Below are 22708 nucleotides of genomic sequence, written 5' to 3'. Positions count from 1 at the left end.
GATATGCCTACTTCTAACGCCATGATTCTTCCGCGCTTCGCACTGGCTGGGATGGTGCTGCTCCTGTCCGCATGTGCTGTTGGCCCTGATTATCAGCGGCCCGAAGCACCGGTGGGCGAGCACTTTCGGGAGGAGGTACGGTCCACAGCCTGGAAGCAGGCCGAACCGGCTGATTTGAAGGATCGCGGCCCCTGGTGGGAAAGCTTCAACGATGGCGTGCTCAACACCCTGATGCAAAGTCTGAACGAGCAAAACTTCACCTTGCAGCAGGCACAGGCACGCGTTCGTCAGGCGCAGGCCACTCTGTCCAACACGCGCTCGACCCAGTTTCCGCAAGTAGGCAGTTCGGTCGGCACGACGAGGCGTGGCAGTGGGTCGGGTGATACCAGTCAAAGCAGCAGCGCCTATGACGCCAGCATCACGGTGAATTGGGAAGTGGACTTGTGGGGGCGGATTCGCCGTCAGGTAGAAGCAGGTGATGCTGGCCTGCAAGCCAGTGCTGCGGATATGGCTGCCACACGCTTGAGTCTGCAGTCTCAATTGGCGCAGACCTATTTGCAGTACCGCAGTGTGGAGTCCAGTGAGCGAGTGCTGGATGAAACCGTGGCCGCGTACGAGCGTTCTTTGCAAATCAATCAGAACCGCCTGGACGCCGGGTTTTCTGCACCGGGAGATGTGGCTGCAGCCTTAAGCCAGCTAGAGGGGGCTCGCACCCAGCGCTTGGCCTTGAATCGCGAGAAGGCCACCTACCTGCATGCGATGGCTGTGTTGGTAGGCCGCGCACCTTCCCAGTTTGAGGTGGTGCCTCATGCGCCCTGGCCTGTTGCTCCGGATATTCCGGTGGGTCTGCCATCCAGTTTGCTGGAACGTCGCCCCGATGTGGCCCGTGCCGAGCGTCGCATGGCGCAGGCCAATGCTCAGATTGGTGTGGCCAAGGCTGCCTGGTTTCCCAGTCTGAGCCTGAAGGCCAGTGGGGGTTTCAGCAGCAGTGATCTTAGCGAATGGCTGACGGCACCCGCGCGTGTCTGGTCCCTGGGCCCTGCCTTTGCCCTGACCTTGCTGGATTTTGGGGCACGCCGTGCGCAAGTCGAGCAGGCCGAAGCCAGCTATGACGAACAATTGGCTGCCTACCGTCAGACGGTGCTGGATGCGCTGAAGGAAGTGGAAGATGCCTTGTCTGAACGCAATGGCCTGGAGCTGGAGCAAGCCAGCCAGGCGCGTTCTCTGGCCGCGGCACGCGAGTCCCTGCGGCTGACGCGTAATCAGTTTGATGCCGGTCTGGTGGATTTCCTGAGTCTGGCACAAACCCAGGCTACGGCGCTGTCGGCCGAGCGGCAGGCTTTGGACCTGGAGTCTCAACGCCTGCGGGCGGCGGTCAAACTGATGGTGGCCTTGGGCGGTGGCTGGGATGTGACGACAGGTCTGAATCCTGAAGAGCCGAATGCGGTGAAAGCTGATCCAGCCGCGAAAGCAGAGTAGGTTCGGCCTGACCTACACTAACCTGACCTGACCTGACCTGACCTGACCTGAATTGAATTGAATTGATCTGATCTGATTTAAATTTGGTTTGGTTTGGTTTGGTTTGGTTTGGTTTGGTTTGGTTTGGGGTTGGCTAGGCTTCTTGGCGCTTTATTTGGTAGTTTCACCGTGCTCTCCGGCCTGGGACTGGACCGGAGCTGCAACGTCCGGTTTGACCCGTATGGGCCAAGTAAAGATTGGACTACCTCCCAAGATTGGGGCTGCAGTTTGCTTGCTTGCAGTTCAACAGCGGCTCATTCCTTGCTTGATATTGCGCGGAAACCGCCTCAGTCCTGGTCCATCCAGGCATATAGCCCATCCACCCACTCCTTGCCGTCGGCCAAGCCCAAGGTGGCATGGATCTCTTCGGCCCGCTGGTACAAGTCATCAAAGTCAATTTGTGGCGGGTCAGCAAAAGCCAGGGCGACCAGATTGCCATCGTGCGTTTCAGGTAACCAGACTACGGCCGGGAAACTCTCTTGAAGCGCATGCAGATTGCGCGCATGGACCAGTTCCGAGCCCAGCAAATTCACCGTTAACAGTCCTTGTGGCCCCAGAGCTTTGCGGCAGGTCTGATAGAAAGCTGCGCTTTCAAGGGCAGGGTGCTCGGCCTGGTCGGAGTACACATCAACTTGCAGCACATCCAGCTCGCCGTAGATTGCATCCAGATAGTCCAGGGCATCTACCGTGTGCACGTTCAGGCGTTCGTCGTCGGGCGGCAGATTAAACAGTAGGCGACTGGCTTGCACCACTTCCGGGTTGATCTCCACGGCGTCGATGCGCGCCTGGGGGAAGTGCTGGTAGCAAAAGCGTGTCAGGCTGCCTGCGCCCAGGCCAAGCTGGGCAATACGGCGTGGATCGGTCTGGAACAAGGTCCAGATCATCATCTGACGGATGTAGTGCAGCTCTAGCTGATCGGGAGCGTCCAGGCGCATCGCACCCTGCACCCAGGCAGAGCCCAGGTGCAGGTAGCGTACGCCTTCGTGTTCCGAAATAGTGACGTGTGGCGTCATGCCGGGTCGTTGTCCAGCATGTGGCGTATACCGGCAATACCGTGTGCACCGTGGTTGCGGGCGTCAGCCAAGGTCTTGGCCGACTGTCCGCCTATGGCGAACACAGGTAGTCCAGCTTGTTCCGCCAGGCTGGCGAAACGGGCCCAGCCCATGCCGGGATCGCCGGGATGGGAGGAGGTTTCCAGGACATGGCCCAGAACCAGAAAGTCCGCCTGGATTTTGCGGGCTATTTCAATATCACTTTCATTGTGCGTGGACATGCCGATCAGGCCTTTGCTGATCGCGGGAAATGTCGTCAGGGTGTCGTGGCATTTCGCGTAAAGGGCTTGGGCGTCGCTGGCGCGCAAATGCACACCATCGGCATGGTCCCACCAGCTCTCGGGGTGCAGGCTATTGACCAGGCAGCGCGCTTGGTAGCGCTGGCACAGGTTCACAACTTGCAGGAACGCTTGGTGCAAATGAAATTCGGCATCGGGCCGGGCAGCCCAGGCTGGCTCTCGAAACTGGACCAAGGCCGGGCCTTGTTGCAGGGCTTGTTCCAGTTGTTCCAGGTAGGCCGGTAAGCGGGCCGGCTCGTCGATGTTGGTAATCAGGTAGCGTTCGGGCAGTTGCAGCCATTTCAGCGGCGGTTCGGTAGCAGGCAGTACAGGGCCGACTTCCAATGGACCTTTAGGGTTGACCCAGGCAAGCTCTTGGCCTTCCAGGCACTGGGGTTCGCCTTCCCATTCCCGCACCAGGCAGAAAGAGAGTTTGACGAAATTCTTGGGGTATTCGTGTGTATAGGTGACCCAGGGGTGTGCGTGGGTGGTTTCAATGCCGAGTTCTTCGCGCAGTTCCCGTACCAGCGCCTGTATGACGCTCTCGCCCGCCTCAATCTTGCCGCCTGGCAGTTCCCACCAGCCCGGCCAGGGTTTATCGGCTGGGCGTTTTCCCAGTAGCACTTGGCCGTGTTGGTTCAGTAAAACGCCAACGGCCACTTCCAACGTGGGTTTAGACATGTCTAGCGGTCCAATCTCTAGCAAATTGACGTGCTACCCGGCCGGAGCGAGAGCCACGTTCCAGAGCCCATTGCAAGGCTTCCATACGCGAGCTTTCAATGTGTTCTGCAGGGCAACCCAAAGCGCCAAGCCAGTAATACACAATGTCCAGGTAGTCGTCTTGTTTAAAGGGGTAAAACGACAACCATAGTCCAAAGCGCTCGGACAGGGATACCTTTTCTTCAACGGCTTCACCGGGGTGGATCTCGCCGTCTGCAGACGTGGAGGCACTCAGGTTCTCTTTCATGTACTCGGGCATCAGGTGACGTCGGTTGGACGTGGCGTAGATCAGTACATTGTCGCCAGGGGAGGCCAGCGAGCCGTCCAGCACGGATTTAAGCGCCTTGTAACCGGCTTCGCCTTCTTCAAAGGACAGGTCGTCGCTGAAGATGATGAAGTGTTCGGGGCGGGTGCTGATCAGGTCAATGATGTAGCCCAGGTCGCCCAGATCGGATTTGTCCACTTCGATCAGACGCAGGCCCTGATCGGCAAATTTGGCCAGCATGGCTTTGACCAGCGAGCTTTTGCCCGTACCGCGAGCACCTGTCATCAAGACGTTATTGGCCGGTTTGCCTGCCAGAAAATGGCGGGTGTTGCGCTCAATAATGCCCTTTTGGCGTTCGATATGATGCAGGTCGTCGGTCTGGATGGTGGCTACGTGCTGGACACCTTCAAGCCAGCCGCGCGAACCATTGGTACGCCAGCGAAAAGCAATGGAATCCCAGTTGATGGGGGGTGGAGCAGGGGGCAGCCAGGCTTCCAGTTGAGCGAGAACCCGCTCGGCCCGGCTGATCAGGGTACTCAGGTCTTGCGAACTCAAGACTGTCTCCGTTTCAGGTTGAAATGCGTATTATCGCTAATTTGGCCCCTTTTTCTGTGATCACTGTTGTGCTTGACGCGTAACAATAGGCCCAAAGCGATTCAAAATCGTATAATCATCAAGTTACGGTTGGCCGATAGCGGCCCCCTCCCTTACTCGTCCGGAATTCTGTTTTGAACCTGTCCACCCTGATTGAACCTATTGCCGACGACATGAAGGCTCTTGATGTCGTCATTCGTGAGCGCTTGAATTCGGATGTGGTGCTGATACGCACAATCGGCGAATACATCGTTAGTGCTGGCGGCAAGCGCATGCGTCCTGCGTTGCTGTTGCTGGTAGCCCGCGCGCTGGCTTATCAGGGGAGCACGCACCATCTGTTGGCCGGTGTGGTGGAGTTCATCCACACCGCCACCTTGCTGCACGACGATGTGGTCGATGAATCCGATATGCGTCGCGGTCGCCACACAGCCAATGCGGTCTACGGTAATGCCGCCAGCGTGCTGGTTGGCGACTACCTGTACTCGCGCTCCTTCGAGATGATGGTGCAGTCGAACTCCATGCCGGCCATGGCTGTGCTGTCGGCAGCCACCACGGTGATCGCTGAAGGCGAGGTCTTGCAGCTGCTGAACGTACACGACCCGGACGTTTCCCTGGAACGTTACCTGCAAGTCGTACGCTACAAGACAGCCAAGCTGTTTGAAGCGGCGGCGCAAGTGGGGGCGATTGTGGCCGGTGCTTCGCCTGAAATGGAAGAAGCCATGGCCGCCTATGGCCGCCACCTGGGTACCGCCTTCCAATTGGTCGACGACGTGCTCGATTACACCGGCGATGCCCAGGCCTTGGGCAAGAACGTGGGTGACGATCTGCGCGAAGGCAAACCCACCATGCCTCTGATCCGTGTCATGGAAGTTGGCACACCCGAGCAGGTTCAACTGATCAAGTCGGCCATTGAAACCGGTGATGCGGATTTTGCCGCTGTTGCACAGGCTATCGAGCAAACTGATGCTTTGGCCTATACCCGTGAAGCGGCCAAGGCAGAAGCCCAGCTGGCTGTTCAGGCCTTGGCTGATGTTCCCGAGAGCGAATTCAAGCAGGTATTGCTGAGCTTGTGCGCGTTTTCCATCGAACGCGACCGCTAAGCAGTCACTTTCCTCAACCCGCCAAATGGCGGGTTTTTTTGTAATAAAGCGGGCTGATTCAGGGAAATTGGCGTCATTAGGCGCCTGTTCATGTTATTTTTCTCGGTTTTACTACGCTGTTGGTGGTCATGCCTTTGTCCCACAAGGACGAAGTAGCGACGATAGACATGCCTATTTGAACAAATTGGTTTGAAGCCTCTGTCAGACACAAAGGTGCAGGCCCCTTATTCCAAAGATGTAAGGAACGGATAGATGAACATTCAGCTCGATATCGCGCAAACGGTAGGTTTGGCGGCTGTCTTTCTCGTGCTGGGAGAATATATAAAGAATCGCGTTGCTGTATTGGCCCGCTATTTTATTCCCAGTCCCATTATCGGCGGATTGATTTTTGCCTTGATTGCCTTGGTTGGACATCAGACCGGCTCGTTCAACTTTACGTTTAACGACGATATACGCAATTTCTTGCTGATGGCCTTTTTCACGACCATCGGTTTTTCAGCCAGCTTCGAGTTGCTGAAAAAGGGTGGTCTGGCCGTTGCTTTGTTCCTGGGCTGCGCGGTTGTCCTGATTATTTTGCAGAACGTGATGGGCGTGACCTTGGCGACCCTCATGGACGCCAATCCCTTGCTGGGTCTGGCCGCCGGTTCGATCTCCATGACGGGTGGCCACGGTACTTCGGCTGCCTTTGGTCCAATGCTGGAAAATGCTGGTGCTGTTGGGGCTTTGCCTGCTGCCATTGCTGCTTCGACATGGGGGCTGGTAATGGGTTGTGTCATCGGCGGCCCCTTGGGCAAGCGCCTGATGAAAAAATACAATATCGACGGTCCTGCTCCACACCGTCGTCATCGTCGTCAGCACGAAGGTGCAGATGCGCCTCATGCGATGGAGACCACGGTCAAGCAAACCGTTCAGGCTGATGATGGCGGCTTTGAAATGCCGGTATACGCCGTAGTGCTGCTGTCTATCGCGATTGGTGTGGGCAGTGTCATCATTGAATGGCTGGGCGATCGTGGCATTGTCTTGCCCGCTTACCTGGGCTCCATGCTGGTGGCGGCCATCATCCGTAACGTGATCGACTGGCGTCGTTACCGCTTGCCGGAAAAAGAGTTTGAGATCATTGGCAATGTGTCGCTGGCTTTCTTCCTGGTCATGGCGCTGATGGTGATGAAACTGTGGGAGCTGGCTCAAGTGGCAGGTCCGCTTTTGGTGATCCTGATTGCCCAGACTGTCATGATGTTCTTCTTTGCCAGCTACGTGACTTTCAAGGTCATGGGAAAGGATTACGATGCCGTGGTAATGTCAGCCGGACATTGCGGTTTTGGGATGGGTGCCACGCCTAACGCCATGGCCAATATGCAGGCCTTCACGGAAGATAATGGTCCATCACGCAAGGCCTTCTTTGTGATTCCGCTGGTGGGCTCCTTGTTCATTGACTTCTTCAATGCCGTGATCATTACCGGCTTTGTGAATTTTCTGACTTAAGTACCGAGAAGCGGGCGCAATCAGCAATATCGCGGCCCTTATCAGACAGCCCCTTGGATCGATATCCGGTTCCAGGGGCTTTCTTTTTACCTGTGTTGTTGAATCGTGAATCTTGGATCGCTTCTATTTTTGAGTCCTTAAGGACTCTGTTTGCCTTGGCGCAAGGACGCCTGCAGGCGCTTGGGCTTCAATTGTGCTTGTCTTTAGGGAGTGCGCAATGCGAAGCCATGTAGTGGGATCCGTGCTGTTAGTGGCCATTCTGGCCGGATGTTCGTCCGGCGAGCCCAGTAATCCAGCGGGTTTGCCCGAGCTGGTTGAAGTGGCCGGTCCGGCGCGTGAAGTTATGCAGGCCGGTGAATACTTGCTGGATGGACGTTTGATTGCGTCCGACACGGTGATGTACGCTCCTGTTCCCACCTTGAAAGCCATGAAATATCAGGTCAGTCAGTTTGAGTACGATCAGTGCGTTCGTGCCGAGCGTTGTAAGGCTGCCGATGCGGTGGGCCAAGGACAGGCCAAGAATATGCCGGTGGTCGGCGTCAGCTGGCAGGACGGCCAGGATTACGCCGCCTGGTTAAGCGAGCGCACCGGCAAGACATTCCGTTTGCCGGACTATCTGGAGTGGAGCTATTTCGCGGACCAGAAAGTGCCTGAGTCGGCCCAAAGTGGCCTGGATGAAAACGAGCAAGCTGCCTTGTGGCTGCAGGAGTATCAGGAGAGCTACAAACGCAAGCAGGAACAGGAAGTTCCCCTGGCGCCCTTGGGGCAGGGCGTTGCCAATGCTTATGGGGTGTTTGATGCGGGCGGGCAGGTGGCTGAATGGACCAATACCTGCCACGTTCGGGTACACCGTATCAGCATGCCACGCGCAGAGTCTCGCCTGGAAAACTGCGGTGTCCGTACCCTGGGGGGCGAGCACATTGCGGTGATGCCCGACTTTATTCGCGACCCAAAAACCGGGGCGTGTTCGGTTGGTGTGCCACCGCGTTACTTGGGTCTGCGTCTGGTCACTGAAGACTAAACCTGCGCTTAGCCGCGTTCCAGAACTGCTTGTGCAAACTTGTCCAGGTCCGCAATCGTAATTTGCTTGCGGCCTGCCAAAATCAAACCTTGATGATCCCAGCTGCTGACGACGCGGCTGGCCGTGTACAAGGTAGTCCCGGCCAGGTCAGCCAGATCTTGCCGGGTTACCGGGATACTCAAGGATGTCCCTTGTGCGCCGCTTTGGCCCACCTGACGAATCAAGCGCAGCAGGCTGTGAGCCAGCCGCTGCTCCACTTCCAGACTATGAATTTCCAGCAGGCGATCATCGGCATCGCTCAGTCGTTGCGCGACCGTGTCTTGTGCAGAGCTGAGCAGGCAAGGAAAGCGTTGCGTCAGGCTGTCCCAGGACTTTTCAGGCCAGGCCAATGCGGCGCTGGTGGTTACGCTAATGGCGGTGGCCGGATAGTTGCGACGACGCAGGGCAGGGGCAATGCCAATTACGTCGCCGGGCAAGGCAAAACGTACCAGGAGTTGTGAGCCATTGGGCATGGTGCGTACGACTTTGATCAGGCCTTGCAGCAGAACAAAAAAGTGGTCGCTGCTTTGTTCCTGACGAAAGACCTGGCTGTCCTTGTCGTAGTGGATCAGCCGCCCCTCCTGCCACAGTTCGTTAATGCTGGCTGCGTCCAGCTGGGAGAAAACGGGCAGGCTGGCTAACAAGGAGGGGTAGGATATGTCAGTCATCACTTAAGCTTTCTGAGCGGGTTTTAAGCCCTAGTTTGCTGGCCAGCTTGTGCAGATTGCTGGGGTCTATGCCTAGCTGCCGGGCAGCCTGGCTCCAGTTACCGTCGGTCTCATCCAGAGCTTGCCGGATCAGCTGGCTTTGCAGTTGCTCAACGGACTGACGCAAGGATTGGCGAGGTGCACCAATAGCCGTACTGGTCGCTGCGACAGGCTGGTGGGTAGAAGGTAACAAATTGAGATTATCGGCGCTAAGCGTAAATATTTGGTTACGATCTGGCGTATCGACCAGCAGGCGGATGGTTGCCCGGCTGATTAAATGTTCTAGTTCGCGAACATTACCCGGCCAATGATAAGCCAGTAAAGCGGCTTCTGCGTCGGGGGATAAGCGAATTCCGCGCAATCCCAAACGAGAACGGTTGGTTTCCAGAAAGTGGCCTGCCAGCAGCAGAATGTCCTTATGGCGCTCGCGCAAGGCGGGGATCGTGAGGGGGAAAACCGACAGACGGTGAAACAAGTCCGCCCGGAAACCACCTTGGGCGATCTGCTGGCTCAGATCACGGTTGGTGGCAGCAACCAGACGTACATTCAATTTGATGGGGTGGTCCGCCCCCAGGCGCTGAATCTCGCCGTTCTGCAAAGTACGCAGCAGTTTGGCTTGTATCGTTAAAGACAACTCGCCGATTTCATCCAGAAACAGGGTGCCGCCCTGGGCCGCTTCAAAGCGCCCGGCCCGATTCTCATGGGCACCCGAGAATGCGCCCTTTACGTGCCCGAATAATTCGCTTTCTGCCAGAGACTCGGGCAGGGCAGCGCAGTTCACGTAGATCAAGGGTTTGTTGTGGCGTGGTGAGCGTTGGTGCAGGCGTTGTGCAAATAACTCCTTCCCCACGCCGGTTTCACCCAGCAAGAGCACAGGCAGCTCGGAGGTGGCCACCGTGTCCAGCAATTGAATGACCTCCAGCAGGGATTTGCTGTTGCCAATGATGGCGGCCGAGTTATTGCGCGACAGGTAATCGGGCGGCAAGGTGGAGAGCAGGCGCAAGCTGCGGTTTTCTTCTTCCAGCTCGCTGATGCGAATTGCGCTTTCCAACACCAGACACCAGTGCTTGAGTTCCACCAGCGTGGAGGCTGAAAACGTCCCTGGTCGCAAGGCATCCAGCGTCAGAATGCCCCAGGGCGTGCCCTGGACTTGCAAGGTAATTCCCACGCAATCATGCACCGGCAGGGGCTGGCCCAGCTTGTCATCAAGCAGGCCGTCATACGGGTCCGGCAGGGCACAGTTGGGTTCAAAGCGGGTCAGGCTGGGGGAATTCAGGATCCGCGTCAGTCGGGGGTGATCTGCAATGACAAAGTGACGCCCCAGGGTGTCATGGCCCAGACCACTGGCCGCCACAATGCGCAGCACCGTGTCGTCCAGCTTCAGCAAACCCGCCGCATCACAGCCAAAGTGCCGTGCCAGCAAATGCACCATGCGCTGCAGGCGTAACGGCCCCGGAATCTCGGTGGCAAGGTCGGCAATCAAGAGATCTAGCATGGGTGAAAAATACCCTTATGGTGAAAAATACCCAGTTTCGTCGAGGTAGTTTATACCCAGGCTGACAGAAACCCTTTGATCTATGTCGTCCAGGACTTGGCACGGTCTTTGCTTTAGATGTTTTGTCATACATTTTTAAGGACTATGACATGACCCCCGACTTAGCAGAACATCGCTACAAGGCGTGTACTTCGGTCCGTCCCCCGTTCCGGGGCCGTACCCAAACAGGTTTTGACCAGGTAACTGGGTCCTGCCAGGACCTGTTTGGATTGGGTCGTTTGATTCATCAGCGAGACGGAGAAGAAAATGCGTAGCTATAAAAAACTATGGTGGTCCCTGGTGGCAGTCACCATGGTCACCTTTGCCATCCTGGGATGGACAGGTGTGGAGGTGTATCGTCAGGCACCCCCCATGCCCGTCAAGGTAGTCACACCGGATGGCCGTGAATTTACCTCACAGGAACAGATACATCGTGGCCAGTCCGCCTGGCAAAGTACCGGCGGCATGCAGCTGGGCTCGATCTGGGGGCATGGGGCCTACCAGGCTCCGGACTGGAGCGCCGACTGGTTGCACCGCGAGGCTCTGGCCTGGCTGGATCTGGCCGCCCAGCAAACCTACTCGCTGAACTACGATCAGCTGACATCCAGTCAGCAGGCCACCTTGCGGCAGGAACTGCAGGACGAATACCGTCCCAACCGCATTGATGAAGCGACGGGCGTATTGCAGATCAGCGAACGCCGCGCCAAGGCCATCGATACCACCGCCCAGTATTACATCGACCTGTTTGGTGATGCGCCCGAGCTGAAGTCCAGCCGCGAGAGCTTCGCCATGAAGGACAACACCCTGCCAGAGCTGCAGCGTCGTCAGGACATGACCCGCTTTTTCTTCTGGCTGTCCTGGGCCACGGTAACGGAGCGTCCTGGCACTACCGTCAGCTATACCAACAACTGGCCACATGAGCCTTTGGTGGATAACCATCCTTCCACGGCCAATATCGTCTGGTCCATTGTCAGTATCGTCCTCTTGCTGGCCGGTATTGGTTTGCTGGTCTGGATCTGGGCCTTTACGCACAAAGAAGAGGAAGCGCCTGTTGCACCGGCCACTGATCCGGTTCTGGCATTTCGCCTGACACCTTCGCAGCGTGCCCTGAAAAAATATGCCTTCCTGACGGTTGCCCTGTTTGTCATCCAGGTCTTCCTGGGCGGCTTTACCGCGCACTACACGGTTGAAGGCCAGATGTTCTATGGCATAGACGTGTCGCAGTGGTTCCCTTACTCCCTGACCCGTACCTGGCATATTCAGGCAGCTCTCTTGTGGATTGCCAGTGGTTTCCTGACCGCCGGTTTGTTCCTGGTGCCATTGATTAACGGGGGTGAAGATCCCAAATTCCAGCGCCTGGGTGTGGATGTCCTGTTCGGTGCTCTGGTTGTGCTCTTTATTGGTTCTTTTGCCGGTAACTTCCTGGCTATCAAGAACATCCTGCCACCCGAGCTGAACTTCTGGTTCGGTCACCAAGGCTATGAGTACCTGGATCTGGGCCGTTTCTGGCAGATCATCAAGTTTGTTGGCCTGGCTTTCTGGCTGTTGCTGATGCTGCGTGGCATGTGGCCTGCTCTGCGTCGTGACAAGGGCGACAACCACCTGCTGGTTCTGCTGACCATCTCGACCGTGGCCATTGGCCTGTTCTACGGTACCGGTTTGTTCTACGGCGAGCACACCAATATCACCATCATGGAGTACTGGCGCTGGTGGGTGGTTCACCTGTGGGTTGAGGGCTTCTTCGAGGTCTTTGCCACGGTTGCCATGGGCTTTATCTTCCTGACCCTGGGTCTGGTTTCCAAGCGCAGTGCCACCATTGCCGGTCTGGCTGCCGCCTCGCTGTTCCTGGTTGGCGGTGTGCCTGGTACCTTGCATCACCTGTACTTCTCGGGTACGACCACACCGATCATGGCCATTGGCGCTTCCTTCAGTGCCTTGGAAGTGGTGCCCTTGATCATGCTGGGTTACGAAGCCTTCCATAACTGGAAGATGCAGAAACAAGCCAGCTGGATGAGTGATCTGCGTTGGCCTGTCATGTTCTTCGTGGCCGTGGCTTTCTGGAACATGCTCGGCGCTGGTGTGTTTGGTTTCCTGATCAATCCACCTATCTCGCTGTACTACATCCAGGGCTTGAACACCACGCCACTGCATGCACACGCAGCCTTGTTCGGTGTATATGGCTTCCTGTCTCTGGGCTTTGTCTTGTTGGTGGTGCGTTATATCTCGCCAGAGGTTCGCTACAACGACCGCTTGATGAGCTGGGGTTTCTGGACGCTGAACCTGGGTCTGGTTCTGATGATGTTCGTCAGCCTGCTGCCAGCCGGGATTATTCAGGCCTGGGCCAGCATCTCGGAAGGCATGTGGTATGCACGTAGCGAAGAGTTCATGCAGCAGCCTATCCTGCAATCCCTGCGCTGGTGGCGTACCTTGGGTGACGTTGTGTTCATTGCCGGTGCCTTGATCGTGTTTCAGCAGGTCTGGGTACGTATTTCTGCACGACGTCGGATCACGCCGGCCAAGGCAGTCGGTGCCATCAAAACATCTTGATCTCTTTTTACCGGCGCTCTCTTTTTCTATGAGAGCGCATCTGCAAGCAAACCGCCTTCGGGCGGTTTCTTTATGGCGCAGGCAGGTGTGCTCTGAGCACGAGCGCCAGACTGGTGCTTGTTTTGTAAGGTTGTGCGGCTTGTGTTAGCCGGTACCTAGGGTTAACGCTGTATTGTGATGATCAATAATAATTATTTATCATAATGATTATTAAATCAAACTAATTGGATATGGATCCAGTTTCACAAGAGCAAGGAAGGCTGATGAATATTGAACGTACAGAAGAGCAAACCGTGTCTTGTACGGTAGAGAACCGTATCGCCTGGGTAAAATTCAATCGTCCCGAAAAACGCAATGCCATGAGTCCGCAACTGAATCGTCAGATGATGCGTGTGCTCGATGAGCTGGAGTTTCGTGAGGACGTGGGTGTGGTGGTGCTCAGTGGTGAGGGCTCAGCTTGGACTGCTGGCATGGACTTGAAAGAGTATTTCCGGGAGACCGAGGCCACAGGCCTGGAAGGAACGCGCAAGGCGCAACGTGAAAGTTACGGTTGGTGGCGCCGACTGCGTTGGTTTCAGAAACCGACGATTGCGATGGTCAACGGCTGGTGCTTTGGCGGAGGCTACGGTCCCTTGTTCGCCTGCGACCTAGCGTTTGCTGCTGATGAGGCCACGTTCGGCCTGTCTGAAATCAACTGGGGTATTTTGCCCGGCGGTGGTGCCTCGAAGGTTGCGGTCGAGCTGTTGTCGTTCCGTAATGCGATGTATCACGCCATGATGGGTGAGAACATCGACGGGCGTACAGCAGCTCAGTGGGGGCTGGTCAATGAGTCCTTGCCCTTGGAGAGCTTGCAAGAGCGCGTGACGCAGGTTGCCCAAACCTTGCTGCAAAAGAACCCGATTGCCTTGAAGGCCACTAAAGATGCCATTCGTCGTGTGCGGGAAATGACCTACGACAATGCTGAAGACTATCTGGTGCGAGTTCAGGAAGCAGCAAACAGTTTCGATAACGAAGGCCGCAAAGAGGGTATGCGTCAGTTCCTGGACGATAAAACATACAAGCCTGGCCTGGGAACCTACGACCTTTCCAAACAAAAAGCCTGATAAACGGCACAGCAGGGGAGGCAGCCTCCTTGGTCTGAAGGAGAGCTGACATCACCCAATGGGAGACAACAGTGATAAGGACACAGAGGGTGGCCGCTCAGCGGCCGGATATCGGACGGCTGTTAGGGCCGCGCTCCATTGCTATTGTGGGCGCGTCTGCCACACCCGGCGCACTGGGGGCATCGGTACTGGGTAATCTGGAACGCAACGGTTTTGCCGGTGAGATTTACTTGATCAATCCCAAGCGTGCCCAGATAGCAGGCCGCCCTTGCCTGGCATCCGTTGAGCAGCTTCCTGACGGAGTGGATGTGGCTGTCTTGGCGATACCACAAACGGCCGTCCTGGATACCGTTCGTGCGCTGGCCAAGCGGCGTGTCGGTGCGGCCATCATTTTCTCGGCAGGTTTTGCCGAGGCCGGTGAACAGGGGCAAGCCGAGCAAAGCGAGATTGCTCGAATTGCGGCTGAGGCTGGCATGGTGATCGAAGGGCCTAACTGTCTGGGGAGCATCAATTATCAGCAAGGTGTGCCACTGACGTTTGTGCAAGTGGATATTCGGGACAAGACCTGCGCGCAGCAACCGTGCATCGGGGTGGTGTCGCAAAGCGGTGCCATGATGACGGTGCTGTGCACCACCTTGTCCAGCCGTCACCTGCCCTTGTCCTACGCCGTCTCAACGGGCAATGAGGCGTCCAGTGTTGCGGAAGATTATGTGGAGTTCCTGCTGGAGCAAAACCATACCCGCGTTATTGCGATGATTGTCGAGCAGTTTCGTCAACCAGAGCGCATGCTGGCAGCTGTGGCCCAGGCACGTCGTCAGGGCAAGACGCTTGTCCTGCTTCATCCAGGCAAAAGCAGTGCGGCTCGTGCTTCCGCGGCCACACACACCGGGGTTCTGGCAGGCGACTATTCCTTGATGCGCACCAAGATGGAGCGTGCGGGTGCCGTTTTTGCAGAAACGCTGGAAGAGTTGGGTGATATTGCCGAGATTGCCATTCGTTGTCCCGCCTTGCCGGCTGCGGGCGCAGCGGTTCTGGGTGAGTCGGGTGCCTTCAAAGCCTTGACCCTGGATTGGGCCGAGGCCTTGCAACTGGATCTGCCGGTGATCAGCGACCAGGACTCGCCACAGCTAAGAGCCGTATTGCCCGGCTTTGTGGGTGTGAGCAATCCCTTGGATCTGACCGCACAAGGTTTAGTCGATCCGGACCTTTACTACCGTACCCTGACGGCGTTGTTGGAGGACGAGCGTTTCTCTACCCTGCTTATTGGTCTGATTCAGGGCGATGCGGTGACCTGTGGCATCAAAATGCCCCCGGTGCTGCGAGCCATACATGATGTGCGTCCCCGTAAGGCCGTGGTGCTTGCCGGATTGGACGAGGGGGCGGCTGTCCCACCCGAGTTCATTGAGCAAATGCGTAGCCTGGGCGTTCCGTATTTCCCCAGTACGGAGCGGGCCTTGCGCGCCGTGCAGCGTTTGACAGCGTTGCAAGCACGCAGTTTTGAGAGCAGCCACAGTGAACCCAAGGCCCTAGCATTGCCGGCAGATCGCACCATTGTTCCGGAGTATCAGGCCAAGCGAATTCTGACCCAAGCGGGCATACCATTTGCTCGGGGAGAACTGGCTACTTGCCTGGAGCAGGCGGTAGAGGCTGCCCAGACGCTGGGCTGGCCTATTGCGCTCAAGGCCCAGTCTGCTCAGTTAAGCCATAAGAGTGATGCAGGCGGTGTCATTCTTAACGTTGGCGACAGGCCCTCATTAGAGCAAGCCTGGAAGCGTCTGCATGCCAATGTGGCCAACTATGACGGGAGTATTGTCCTGGAGGGTGTGCTGGTAGAAGCCATGGGGCGGCGCGGACTGGAGATGATTGTAGGGGCGCGTCAGGATCCGCAGTGGGGGCCCGTAATTCTGGTAGGCATGGGAGGGGTGACGGCGGAAATCATGCGCGATGTTCGTCTGCTGGATGCTGATCTGTCTGTAAGACAGGTATTGCAGGAGCTTGATCAGTTGCAGGCCGCAGCCTTGTTACATGGCTATCGAGGCTCCCCCAGGCTTGATCGTGAGGCGCTGGCCGAGTTGATTGTCCGCCTTGGGCAGGTGTTGCGTGGCACGCCTGCTATTCGTGAAATAGACCTTAATCCGGTGATTGTGTTGCCCCAAGGTCAGGGTGTGCTTGCCTTAGATGCCTTGATGCTGATCCAGGGTCAAAGTGGCTGAGGTCCGCCAGGGCTGACTGTTGATGTCAGCCCATTTAATTCCCTTCTCCGTCCTTCACAGGAGTTTGTCATGAGCCTGCCTTATTTGCCGGGCCGTGTACGCGTGCCCGCTTCCCCCCAACCTTCCACCTTGGGCTATGCGTATTACGTCACGATCGTCTTATTGCTGGCCTACACGCTGTCCTTTGTGGATCGCCAGATTTTGGGCCTGTTGGTGCAGCCTATCAAGAAGGATCTGCAACTGTCAGATTGGGTGTTCAGTATTGTTCACGGCTTTGCATTTGCCATTTTCTATACGTTTGTTGGAATTTTTCTGGGCCGCTTGGCAGATCATTGGAATCGCCGCAACCTGATAGTGATCGGAATGGTGGTGTGGGTGTTGGCCACTGCCGCAGGAGGCTATGTGACTGGTTTCGCCTCGCTGTTTGTCGCCCGCATGTTCGTGGGCATTGGCGAGGCCGCCCTTTCCCCGGCCGCCTATTCTATGTTGGCCGATTACTTTGCGCCCGAGCGCCGGGCTCGTGCCATGAGTATCTACACATCGGGCATATATATAGGATCGGCGACCGCTTTCATTGTGGGCGGGCTGGTCATTGAGGCGGCCAGCCAATCGGGCACGCTGGTGTTCCCGCTGCTGGGCAGCTTCAAGCCTTGGCAGGCGGCTTTCATCTTTGTGGCCTTGCCCGGTATTCCACTGATTCTACTGATGCTTACCGTGCGGGAGCCGGTACGGCGGGGCACGAAAGAGGCTGGTTCGAGCGCGTGTGCCAATTTGGCTTGCGCCCCTGATTGGCGCTATGTGCTGCGCCATAAACGGGCCTACTTTCCACTGCTGCTGGCCCCGGGGCTGACCGCCATGATTACGTTTGGCGTCACGGCTTGGTTGCCTGCTACCTTTATCCGCCAGTGGGGTTGGACTCCCGGTGAAATTGGCCCAGCTTACGGGGTCATTATTTTGACATTTGGGATTGGGGGCATGTTGGTCAGTGGCTTTCTGGCTGATCATCTGACCGCACGGGGAAAACTGGTAGGCTCGATCCTTATTTCCTTGGTAGCCACCAGCATTCTGATCGCGACTGGCGTGGCGCTGGCCTTCGCCCCTTCCGCCGAGCTTGCTTTGGTCGCTGTGGCAGCAACCACCTTCTTTCTGGGAATGCCCGTTGCCTTGGCTCCCCCTATCTTGCAGGCGATTACCCCCAATCAATTGCGGGGGCAGGTCACGTCAATTTATCTGCTTTTGATTAACCTGGTTGGCTTGGGTATGGGCCCGTTTCTGGTCGCGTATTTCACGGATTTTATTTTCTATGATGAGCAGAAAGTAGGGTTGTCATTGGGGTTGGTTTCAGCCTTGGCGGCTTTGCTATCAGCCGTGTGCCTGGCATGGGCGATTGGCCCGTATCGTCAATTGGTCGCCGGTTTGGCGCAGCAAGAGAGGACTTAAGTATGCAAGCATCACATTATCAGCCCCCATTGGAGGACTTTCGTTTTGTACAGCAATATTGTTTGCAGGCGGAGGAGGACTGGCGCCGTTTGCCAGCTCACGAGGGATTGGATCAGGAAACGGCAGATAGGGTAGTTGAGGCTGCCGGACGCTTCTGTGCCGACGTCTTGGCACCACTCAATGGGCCAGCTGACTTGCAAGGATGTCGTCTGGAGCATGGCCGGGTCTTGACGCCAGACGGGTTTGCTAAGGCCTATGCAGATTTTGTGGCAGCTGGGTGGCCTGCGTTGGCCTGCGATCCTAGCGTGGGTGGCCAGGGTCTGCCTCAGTTGCTGGATACAGCCTTGCATGAAATGCTCGCGTCGGCCAATCATGGCTGGGCCATGTATCCAGGGATTTTGCACGGTGCGTATGCCTGTCTTTATGCTCATGGCGATGAGTACATTCGCCGCACCTATCTGCCGCATATTGTCAGCGGACGCTGGTTGGCCACGATGTGCCTGACTGAACCACAAGCCGGTTCTGATCTGGGTTTGGTGCGTACCCAGGCGCTGCCCGCCCAAGATGGTTCTTACCGCTTGAACGGCAACAAGATCTTTATCTCTGGTGGCGATCAGGATATGAGCGAGAACATCGTTCATCTGGTGCTGGCACGTCTGCCCGATGCCCCTGCCGGTACCCGAGGCCTGTCTTTGTTCTTGTCCCCGCGCCTGATTCCCCAGGAGAGTGGTTTGGTTTCCAATACGATCTATTGCGATGGTATTGAGAAGAAAATGGGTATTAAAGGCAGTGCTACCTGCACGATGCGTTTTGAGGCTGCCCAGGCCTGGTTGCTTGGCAAACCGCATCAGGGTTTGGCCGCTATGTTTGTCATGATGAACTCGGCTCGCTTGCATGTTGGCTTGCAAGGCTTGGGGCATGCAGAGGCTGCTTGGCAACTGGCACGCTCGTATGCTCATGAGCGTCATCAGATGCGGGCGCAGCCCCGCCCGCCAATGGCCACGGGAGCCGCGGACCTTATTGCCCATCATCCCGCCATGCAACACATCCTTGCCGACTTGCGCGTCTGGACGGAAGGCATGCGGGTGATGGCGGGGTGGACAGCACATCAGCTTGATTTGGCGCAGAGCCTGCCAGAGGGCGAGGAACAGACGCGGGCTCTGGCTCTGGCCTCTTTGCTGACACCCGTTGTCAAGTCGTTTTTTACAGAGCGGGGCTTTGTCTTGGCCAGCGACGCATTGCAAGTTTTCGGCGGCTATGGGTATGTGCATGAGTATCGTATTGAGCAAACGCTTCGGGATGTGCGTATTGCCATGATTTATGAGGGGACTAATCAGATCCAGGCCCTGGATCTGTTGCAGCGCAAGATCGCCTCTGTGGGCCCAGAGGCTTTGCAGCCTTTGCTCCAGACCTGGCGCAGCGAAGCGGACGCTTGCCTGAATGCGATGGCCGATTGTCCGTGGGGGAAAGCATTGCGGCAGTGGAGCGACCATCTGCACGAAGTGACGACTCATTTGTGTAGCCTTGCTCAGCACGATACGCAGGTGCTGGCTCGGTGTGCGGAAGACTATCTGCGCTTGGTCGGTACCGTGTGTATGGCATTTGCCTGGGCACGGGCAGGGCGGGTTAGTCGCTTGCAGGCCGATACCCGTTTGTGTGAGCGCAAGGTGGCCAGTGCCGATTATTTCTTTGATCATGGTTTGCTGAACGCCCGCTATTACGTGAGCAGGATAGAGGCGACAGCGGCAAGCACAGTGCCTATGCAAAAGCTCGTCTGAGACGGTTGGCGGGTCTATGTTCTATGATTGATGTCTGCACCGATCAACGGTGTGCCGCTCAGGATGGTGTCGATAGTGTGTCGACACTATCTTGCAGGCGTTTTTTTCTTTTTAGTCAGACACCAACTCATGGACAGTGCCCTCGAATCCGCTGTTGACCAGTCGCGCCTTTTGCGCTTTCTGGGCTATCGCCTCACGCGAACGGAAATTCATATTCATAAGCTGTTTGCACATCGGGTTGCCGAGCATGATCTCAAGCCCAGCGAATTTTCTATTTTGATATTGCTCGATGCCAATCCGGGAATCTATTTGCGCCAATTGGGTGAAACCTTGGATATCTCGCCGTCCAATCTGGTGCCGGTGGTCGAGCGTCTGGTCAAGCGTGGTTTGATCCAGCGTCATTCAGACCCGCGTGATCGGCGTTTGCAGCAATTACATCTGACTGACCAGGGCCAGACTTTGCTCTTGCCAGCTGAAGAGCAGGTCGGAAAACTGGAGGAGGAATTGGAACAGATTCTCACCGCTACCGAGCGGCGCCATTTGTTCTCGGCCCTGGACAAACTGATGGCTGTCCAAGAGAGTCGCGAAAGCTGATCAGTTGCAGAACAGTTGAGCAGACGATCCTTGCGAATCTGGTTGCGGCGTATCGTCAACAGGTATTTTTAAAACCGCCTTTGAGGCGGTTTTTTTTGTGCGCATCGCCAATGCTTGCGCTGCAACAAAGATGACGTAGCCCAAGTGCGTTCAAATACATCCTGTAACTGTTAGAGCAATCAACTATTTAATCAGCAGGCATCACGCCTGGATCAAACCGGAGGTAGTATGGAACGTCGTCATTTCTTGAAAAGTGCTGGCCTAGGTGTCGCCGCAGGAACGACTTTGCTGGCGGCTCAAGTACAAGCCCGCGAGACGGCTGCACCAAAAAAGAACGCGCCCTGGCTGGCCGCGCGTACAGAAGCCCAGATCGCCAAGCTGGAGCGGGTCAAGGTGGATCTGGTTGCGCCTCCTATGGTCCACAAGCACGAGCAGAAAGTAGGTCCCGAGCCGCGCGTGGTGGAGTTCCGCATGAGCATCGTGGAAAAAGAGATCGTGGTCGATCGCGATGGCACCACCATGCACGCCATGATGTTTGATGGCTCCATGCCCGGCCCCACCATGGTTGTGCATGAAGGCGACTACCTGGAGCTGACCCTGGTCAACCCGGCCAGCAACACCATGCCGCACAACATCGACTTTCACGCCTCGACTGGCGCGCTAGGCGGTGCCAAGTTGACCAACGTGAACCCCGGCGAACAAGCCACACTGCGCTTCAAGGCCGACCGCACGGGTACGTTTGTGTACCACTGCGCACCCGAAGGCTCGGTAGCCTGGCACGTGGTCCAGGGCATGCACGGTACCGTTATGGTTCTGCCGCGTGATGGCCTGAAAGACTCGGCTGGCAATTCCTTGCATTACGACCGTGTCTACACCATTGGCGAGTTTGACCTCTACATCCCTCGTGATGAGAAGGGCAACTTCAAAAAGTATGGTTCCTCGGCTGAAAGCTACGGCGATACCCTGGAAGCCATGCGTGGTCTGATCCCCAGCCACGTGGTGTTCAACGGCAAGGTCGGTGCCTTGATGGGCGACGGTGCCATGAAGGCCAACGTGGGTGAAACCGTGCTGTTCATTCACTCGCAGGCCAACCGCGACACCCGTCCTCACCTGATCGGTGGTCACGGTGACTGGGTTTGGGAACTGGGCAAGTTTGATGATCCACCTGCCAAGAACCTGGAAACCTGGTTCATTCGCGGCGGTTCGGCCGGTGTGGCGCTCTACACCTTCAAGCAGCCTGGTGTGTACGCCTATGTGAACCACAACCTGATCGAAGCCATGGAACTGGGCGCAGCAGGTCACGTTCTGGTCGAAGGCGAATGGAACGACGACTTGATGAAGCAAGTCAGCCCTCCCGGCCCGATCAAGGGCTAAGCAGGGTTGGCACCCGGTATGCAGAATTGAGAACCAGAAACACCCATCATTTCCGTCCGGGCTTCAAGGCAGTTATTGGATAGTGATTAGTTAGTGAAGAAGCAAGAGGTTCGAACCATGAAAAACGGGCCTCTTGTACAGAAAACGAAGTATCAGCCAGGCATGCGTTCATGCCGACTGTTTAAAGGGTAAACCCATGAGAACCTATCGCCCCGCCACCATGATGTACTCCGCAATGGCCGCTTTGTTTTTGCTGGCCGCCGCACCTGCAGCACATGCCAACTCGGACGAAGCTCTCAAGCTGTACAAGTCTTCGTGTATGGTCTGTCATGCATCGGGTATGGCCAATGCCCCTCGTTTGGGTGACAAGGCTCGTTGGGAGCCCCTGATCGCCCAAGGCGAAGATGCCATGATGCAAGTTGTGCTGAACGGCAAGGGCGCCATGCCCCCACGTGGTGCAGCACCCAAAGCAACCGATGAACAATTGCGCAGCGTTGTGCGCTACATGATTGAAAAAGCCAGCTAAGGCGCTGGCTTTTTCAGGCTGGATTTACAGGCTCCAGTCGTAATCAACCGTCAGTGGCGCGTGGTCGCTGAAACGTTCTTCCTTATAGACCGTTGCACTGCGCGCCTTGGCAGCAATACCTGGGGTGGCAATTTGATAATCAATGCGCCACCCCACATTTTTGGCCCAAGCCTGGCCGCGGTTGCTCCACCAGGTGTAGCACTCGTCCGTGGTATCGGGATGCAGGCTACGGTACACGTCCACCCAAGCCAGTTCGCCCAGCACTTTGCTCATCCAGGCGCGTTCTTCTGGCAGAAAACCGCTGTTTTTCAGGTTGCCTTTCCAGTTCTTCAAATCGGCTTCGTGGTGCGCAATATTCCAGTCACCACAAATAATGAACTCGCGGCCGGTATCGCGGTGTTCCTGCATCAAGCCATTAATCCACTGCTCAAAATGATCCAGAAAGCGATACTTGGCGGTTTGACGCTCGTCGCCCGATGAACCCGAGGGCAGGTAGGCGCTGATCACACTAAGGTCGTTCCAGTCGGCGCGGATAATGCGGCCTTCAGCATCGAACTCTTCGCAGGCCATGCCTTCGGCCACGCTTTCTGCCTTGTGGTTCAGGTACAGGCCTACACCGCTATAGCCTTTTTTCTGAGCATGGTGGAAATGCCCGTGGTATTGACCGGGGTTGGTCAGATCGGGGGTCAGATCAGGCTCGCTGATCTTGATTTCCTGCATGCAGACAATATGAGGTTTCTGGGCTTCCAGCCAGGCGGGCAGGCCTTTACGAAAGGCGGCCCGAATACCGTTGACGTTTAACGAGGTGACGCGTAACACGTGG

The 22708-nt window shown here is 56.6% G+C and carries 18 protein-coding genes; 12 read left to right on the top strand and 6 right to left on the bottom strand.

Translation table 11 applies throughout. From position 1 onward, the window contains the following. Nucleotides 1-3: 3 nt before the first annotated feature. Nucleotides 4-1479 carry an efflux transporter outer membrane subunit gene (locus U2949_RS07110; protein ID WP_026484445.1) on the top strand — a complete coding sequence of 492 codons (1476 nt, stop codon included), beginning with the start codon at nucleotides 4-6 and terminating at the stop codon, nucleotides 1477-1479. Nucleotides 1480-1805: 326 nt separating this feature from the next. Here the strand turns inward: U2949_RS07110 and U2949_RS07105 are convergent, their stop codons facing one another. From U2949_RS07105 to U2949_RS07095, 3 genes are read right to left on the bottom strand one after another with little or no spacing between them, the layout of a single operon-like run. Continuing rightward, entirely contained in the window at nucleotides 1806-2531 is a 726-nt protein-coding gene (locus U2949_RS07105; RefSeq protein WP_321286902.1) for a spermine/spermidine synthase domain-containing protein, read from the bottom strand. Further along, nucleotides 2528-3529, bottom strand: a complete 1002-nt coding sequence (locus U2949_RS07100; protein WP_026484443.1) for a Nudix family hydrolase — start codon at nucleotides 3527-3529, stop codon at nucleotides 2528-2530. Before U2949_RS07100 ends, U2949_RS07105 begins: the two co-directional genes overlap by 4 nt. After that, nucleotides 3522-4388 carry an ATP-binding protein gene (locus U2949_RS07095; RefSeq protein WP_026484442.1) on the bottom strand — a complete coding sequence of 289 codons (867 nt, stop codon included), beginning with the start codon at nucleotides 4386-4388 and terminating at the stop codon, nucleotides 3522-3524. Before U2949_RS07095 ends, U2949_RS07100 begins: the two co-directional genes overlap by 8 nt. 173 nt (nucleotides 4389-4561) lie before the next feature. On the opposite strand from U2949_RS07095, the gene ispB reads away from it, so the two are divergent. From ispB to U2949_RS07080, 3 genes are all read left to right on the top strand, one after another. Continuing rightward, complete coding sequence (gene ispB, locus U2949_RS07090) at nucleotides 4562-5527, top strand: octaprenyl diphosphate synthase (protein WP_009458758.1); 966 nt, start codon at nucleotides 4562-4564, stop codon at nucleotides 5525-5527. 252 nt (nucleotides 5528-5779) lie between these two features. After that, a complete protein-coding gene (gene gltS / locus U2949_RS07085) occupies nucleotides 5780-7009 on the top strand; it encodes a sodium/glutamate symporter (protein ID WP_026484441.1) in 1230 nt (409 codons plus the stop codon). Nucleotides 7010-7226: 217 nt separating this feature from the next. Then, complete coding sequence (locus U2949_RS07080) at nucleotides 7227-8030, top strand: formylglycine-generating enzyme family protein (RefSeq protein ID WP_051316358.1); 804 nt, start codon at nucleotides 7227-7229, stop codon at nucleotides 8028-8030. Nucleotides 8031-8038: 8 nt separating this feature from the next. On the opposite strand, the gene U2949_RS07075 is transcribed toward U2949_RS07080, so the two are convergent. Both U2949_RS07075 and norR read right to left on the bottom strand, forming a co-directional pair. Next, nucleotides 8039-8737, bottom strand: coding sequence for a Crp/Fnr family transcriptional regulator (locus tag U2949_RS07075; RefSeq protein WP_009458784.1), 699 nt, complete (start codon nucleotides 8735-8737; stop codon nucleotides 8039-8041). Next, the gene (gene norR / locus U2949_RS07070; RefSeq protein ID WP_026484440.1) at nucleotides 8730-10271 is read right to left on the bottom strand and encodes a nitric oxide reductase transcriptional regulator NorR; all 1542 of its coding nucleotides are present in this window, start codon (nucleotides 10269-10271) and stop codon (nucleotides 8730-8732) included. Before norR ends, U2949_RS07075 begins: the two co-directional genes overlap by 8 nt. A 306-nt stretch (nucleotides 10272-10577) precedes the next feature. Between norR and U2949_RS07065 the strand changes: the two genes are divergently transcribed. The 8 genes from U2949_RS07065 to U2949_RS07030 all read left to right on the top strand — a co-directional run bounded on the left by U2949_RS07065 (nucleotide 10578) and on the right by U2949_RS07030 (nucleotide 21885). After that, nucleotides 10578-12857: a nitric-oxide reductase large subunit gene (locus U2949_RS07065; RefSeq protein WP_257723730.1), complete on the top strand. Its 2280-nt coding sequence runs from the start codon at nucleotides 10578-10580 to the stop codon at nucleotides 12855-12857. 263 nt (nucleotides 12858-13120) lie between these two features. Continuing rightward, nucleotides 13121-13960 carry a p-hydroxycinnamoyl CoA hydratase/lyase gene (locus U2949_RS07060; RefSeq protein ID WP_094197787.1) on the top strand — a complete coding sequence of 280 codons (840 nt, stop codon included), beginning with the start codon at nucleotides 13121-13123 and terminating at the stop codon, nucleotides 13958-13960. Between the two features lie 89 nt (nucleotides 13961-14049). Then, complete coding sequence (locus U2949_RS07055) at nucleotides 14050-16173, top strand: acetate--CoA ligase family protein (protein WP_257723729.1); 2124 nt, start codon at nucleotides 14050-14052, stop codon at nucleotides 16171-16173. A 69-nt stretch (nucleotides 16174-16242) separates the two neighbouring features. Continuing rightward, complete coding sequence (locus U2949_RS07050) at nucleotides 16243-17613, top strand: spinster family MFS transporter (RefSeq protein ID WP_321286889.1); 1371 nt, start codon at nucleotides 16243-16245, stop codon at nucleotides 17611-17613. Nucleotides 17614-17615: 2 nt separating this feature from the next. After that, nucleotides 17616-19391 carry an acyl-CoA dehydrogenase gene (locus U2949_RS07045; protein ID WP_321286887.1) on the top strand — a complete coding sequence of 592 codons (1776 nt, stop codon included), beginning with the start codon at nucleotides 17616-17618 and terminating at the stop codon, nucleotides 19389-19391. A gap of 129 nt (nucleotides 19392-19520) precedes the next feature. Beyond that, nucleotides 19521-19985 carry a MarR family winged helix-turn-helix transcriptional regulator gene (locus U2949_RS07040; RefSeq protein ID WP_257723726.1) on the top strand — a complete coding sequence of 155 codons (465 nt, stop codon included), beginning with the start codon at nucleotides 19521-19523 and terminating at the stop codon, nucleotides 19983-19985. A 228-nt stretch (nucleotides 19986-20213) separates the two neighbouring features. Beyond that, entirely contained in the window at nucleotides 20214-21359 is a 1146-nt protein-coding gene (nirK, locus tag U2949_RS07035; protein WP_009458792.1) for a copper-containing nitrite reductase, read from the top strand. 196 nt (nucleotides 21360-21555) lie between these two features. Next, nucleotides 21556-21885: a c-type cytochrome gene (locus U2949_RS07030; RefSeq protein ID WP_009460372.1), complete on the top strand. Its 330-nt coding sequence runs from the start codon at nucleotides 21556-21558 to the stop codon at nucleotides 21883-21885. A 24-nt stretch (nucleotides 21886-21909) separates the two neighbouring features. Here the strand turns inward: U2949_RS07030 and U2949_RS07025 are convergent, their stop codons facing one another. Continuing rightward, the gene (locus U2949_RS07025; protein ID WP_026484438.1) at nucleotides 21910-22704 is read right to left on the bottom strand and encodes an exodeoxyribonuclease III; all 795 of its coding nucleotides are present in this window, start codon (nucleotides 22702-22704) and stop codon (nucleotides 21910-21912) included. Nucleotides 22705-22708 lie beyond the last annotated feature (4 nt).

Origin of the sequence: Alcaligenes phenolicus, from assembly GCF_032063905.1 — a bacterium.
GTDB lineage: Bacteria > Pseudomonadota > Gammaproteobacteria > Burkholderiales > Burkholderiaceae_B > Alcaligenes > Alcaligenes phenolicus.
Note: the sequence above shows the minus strand (reverse complement) of the source record. Positions and strands in the feature narration are given on the sequence as shown.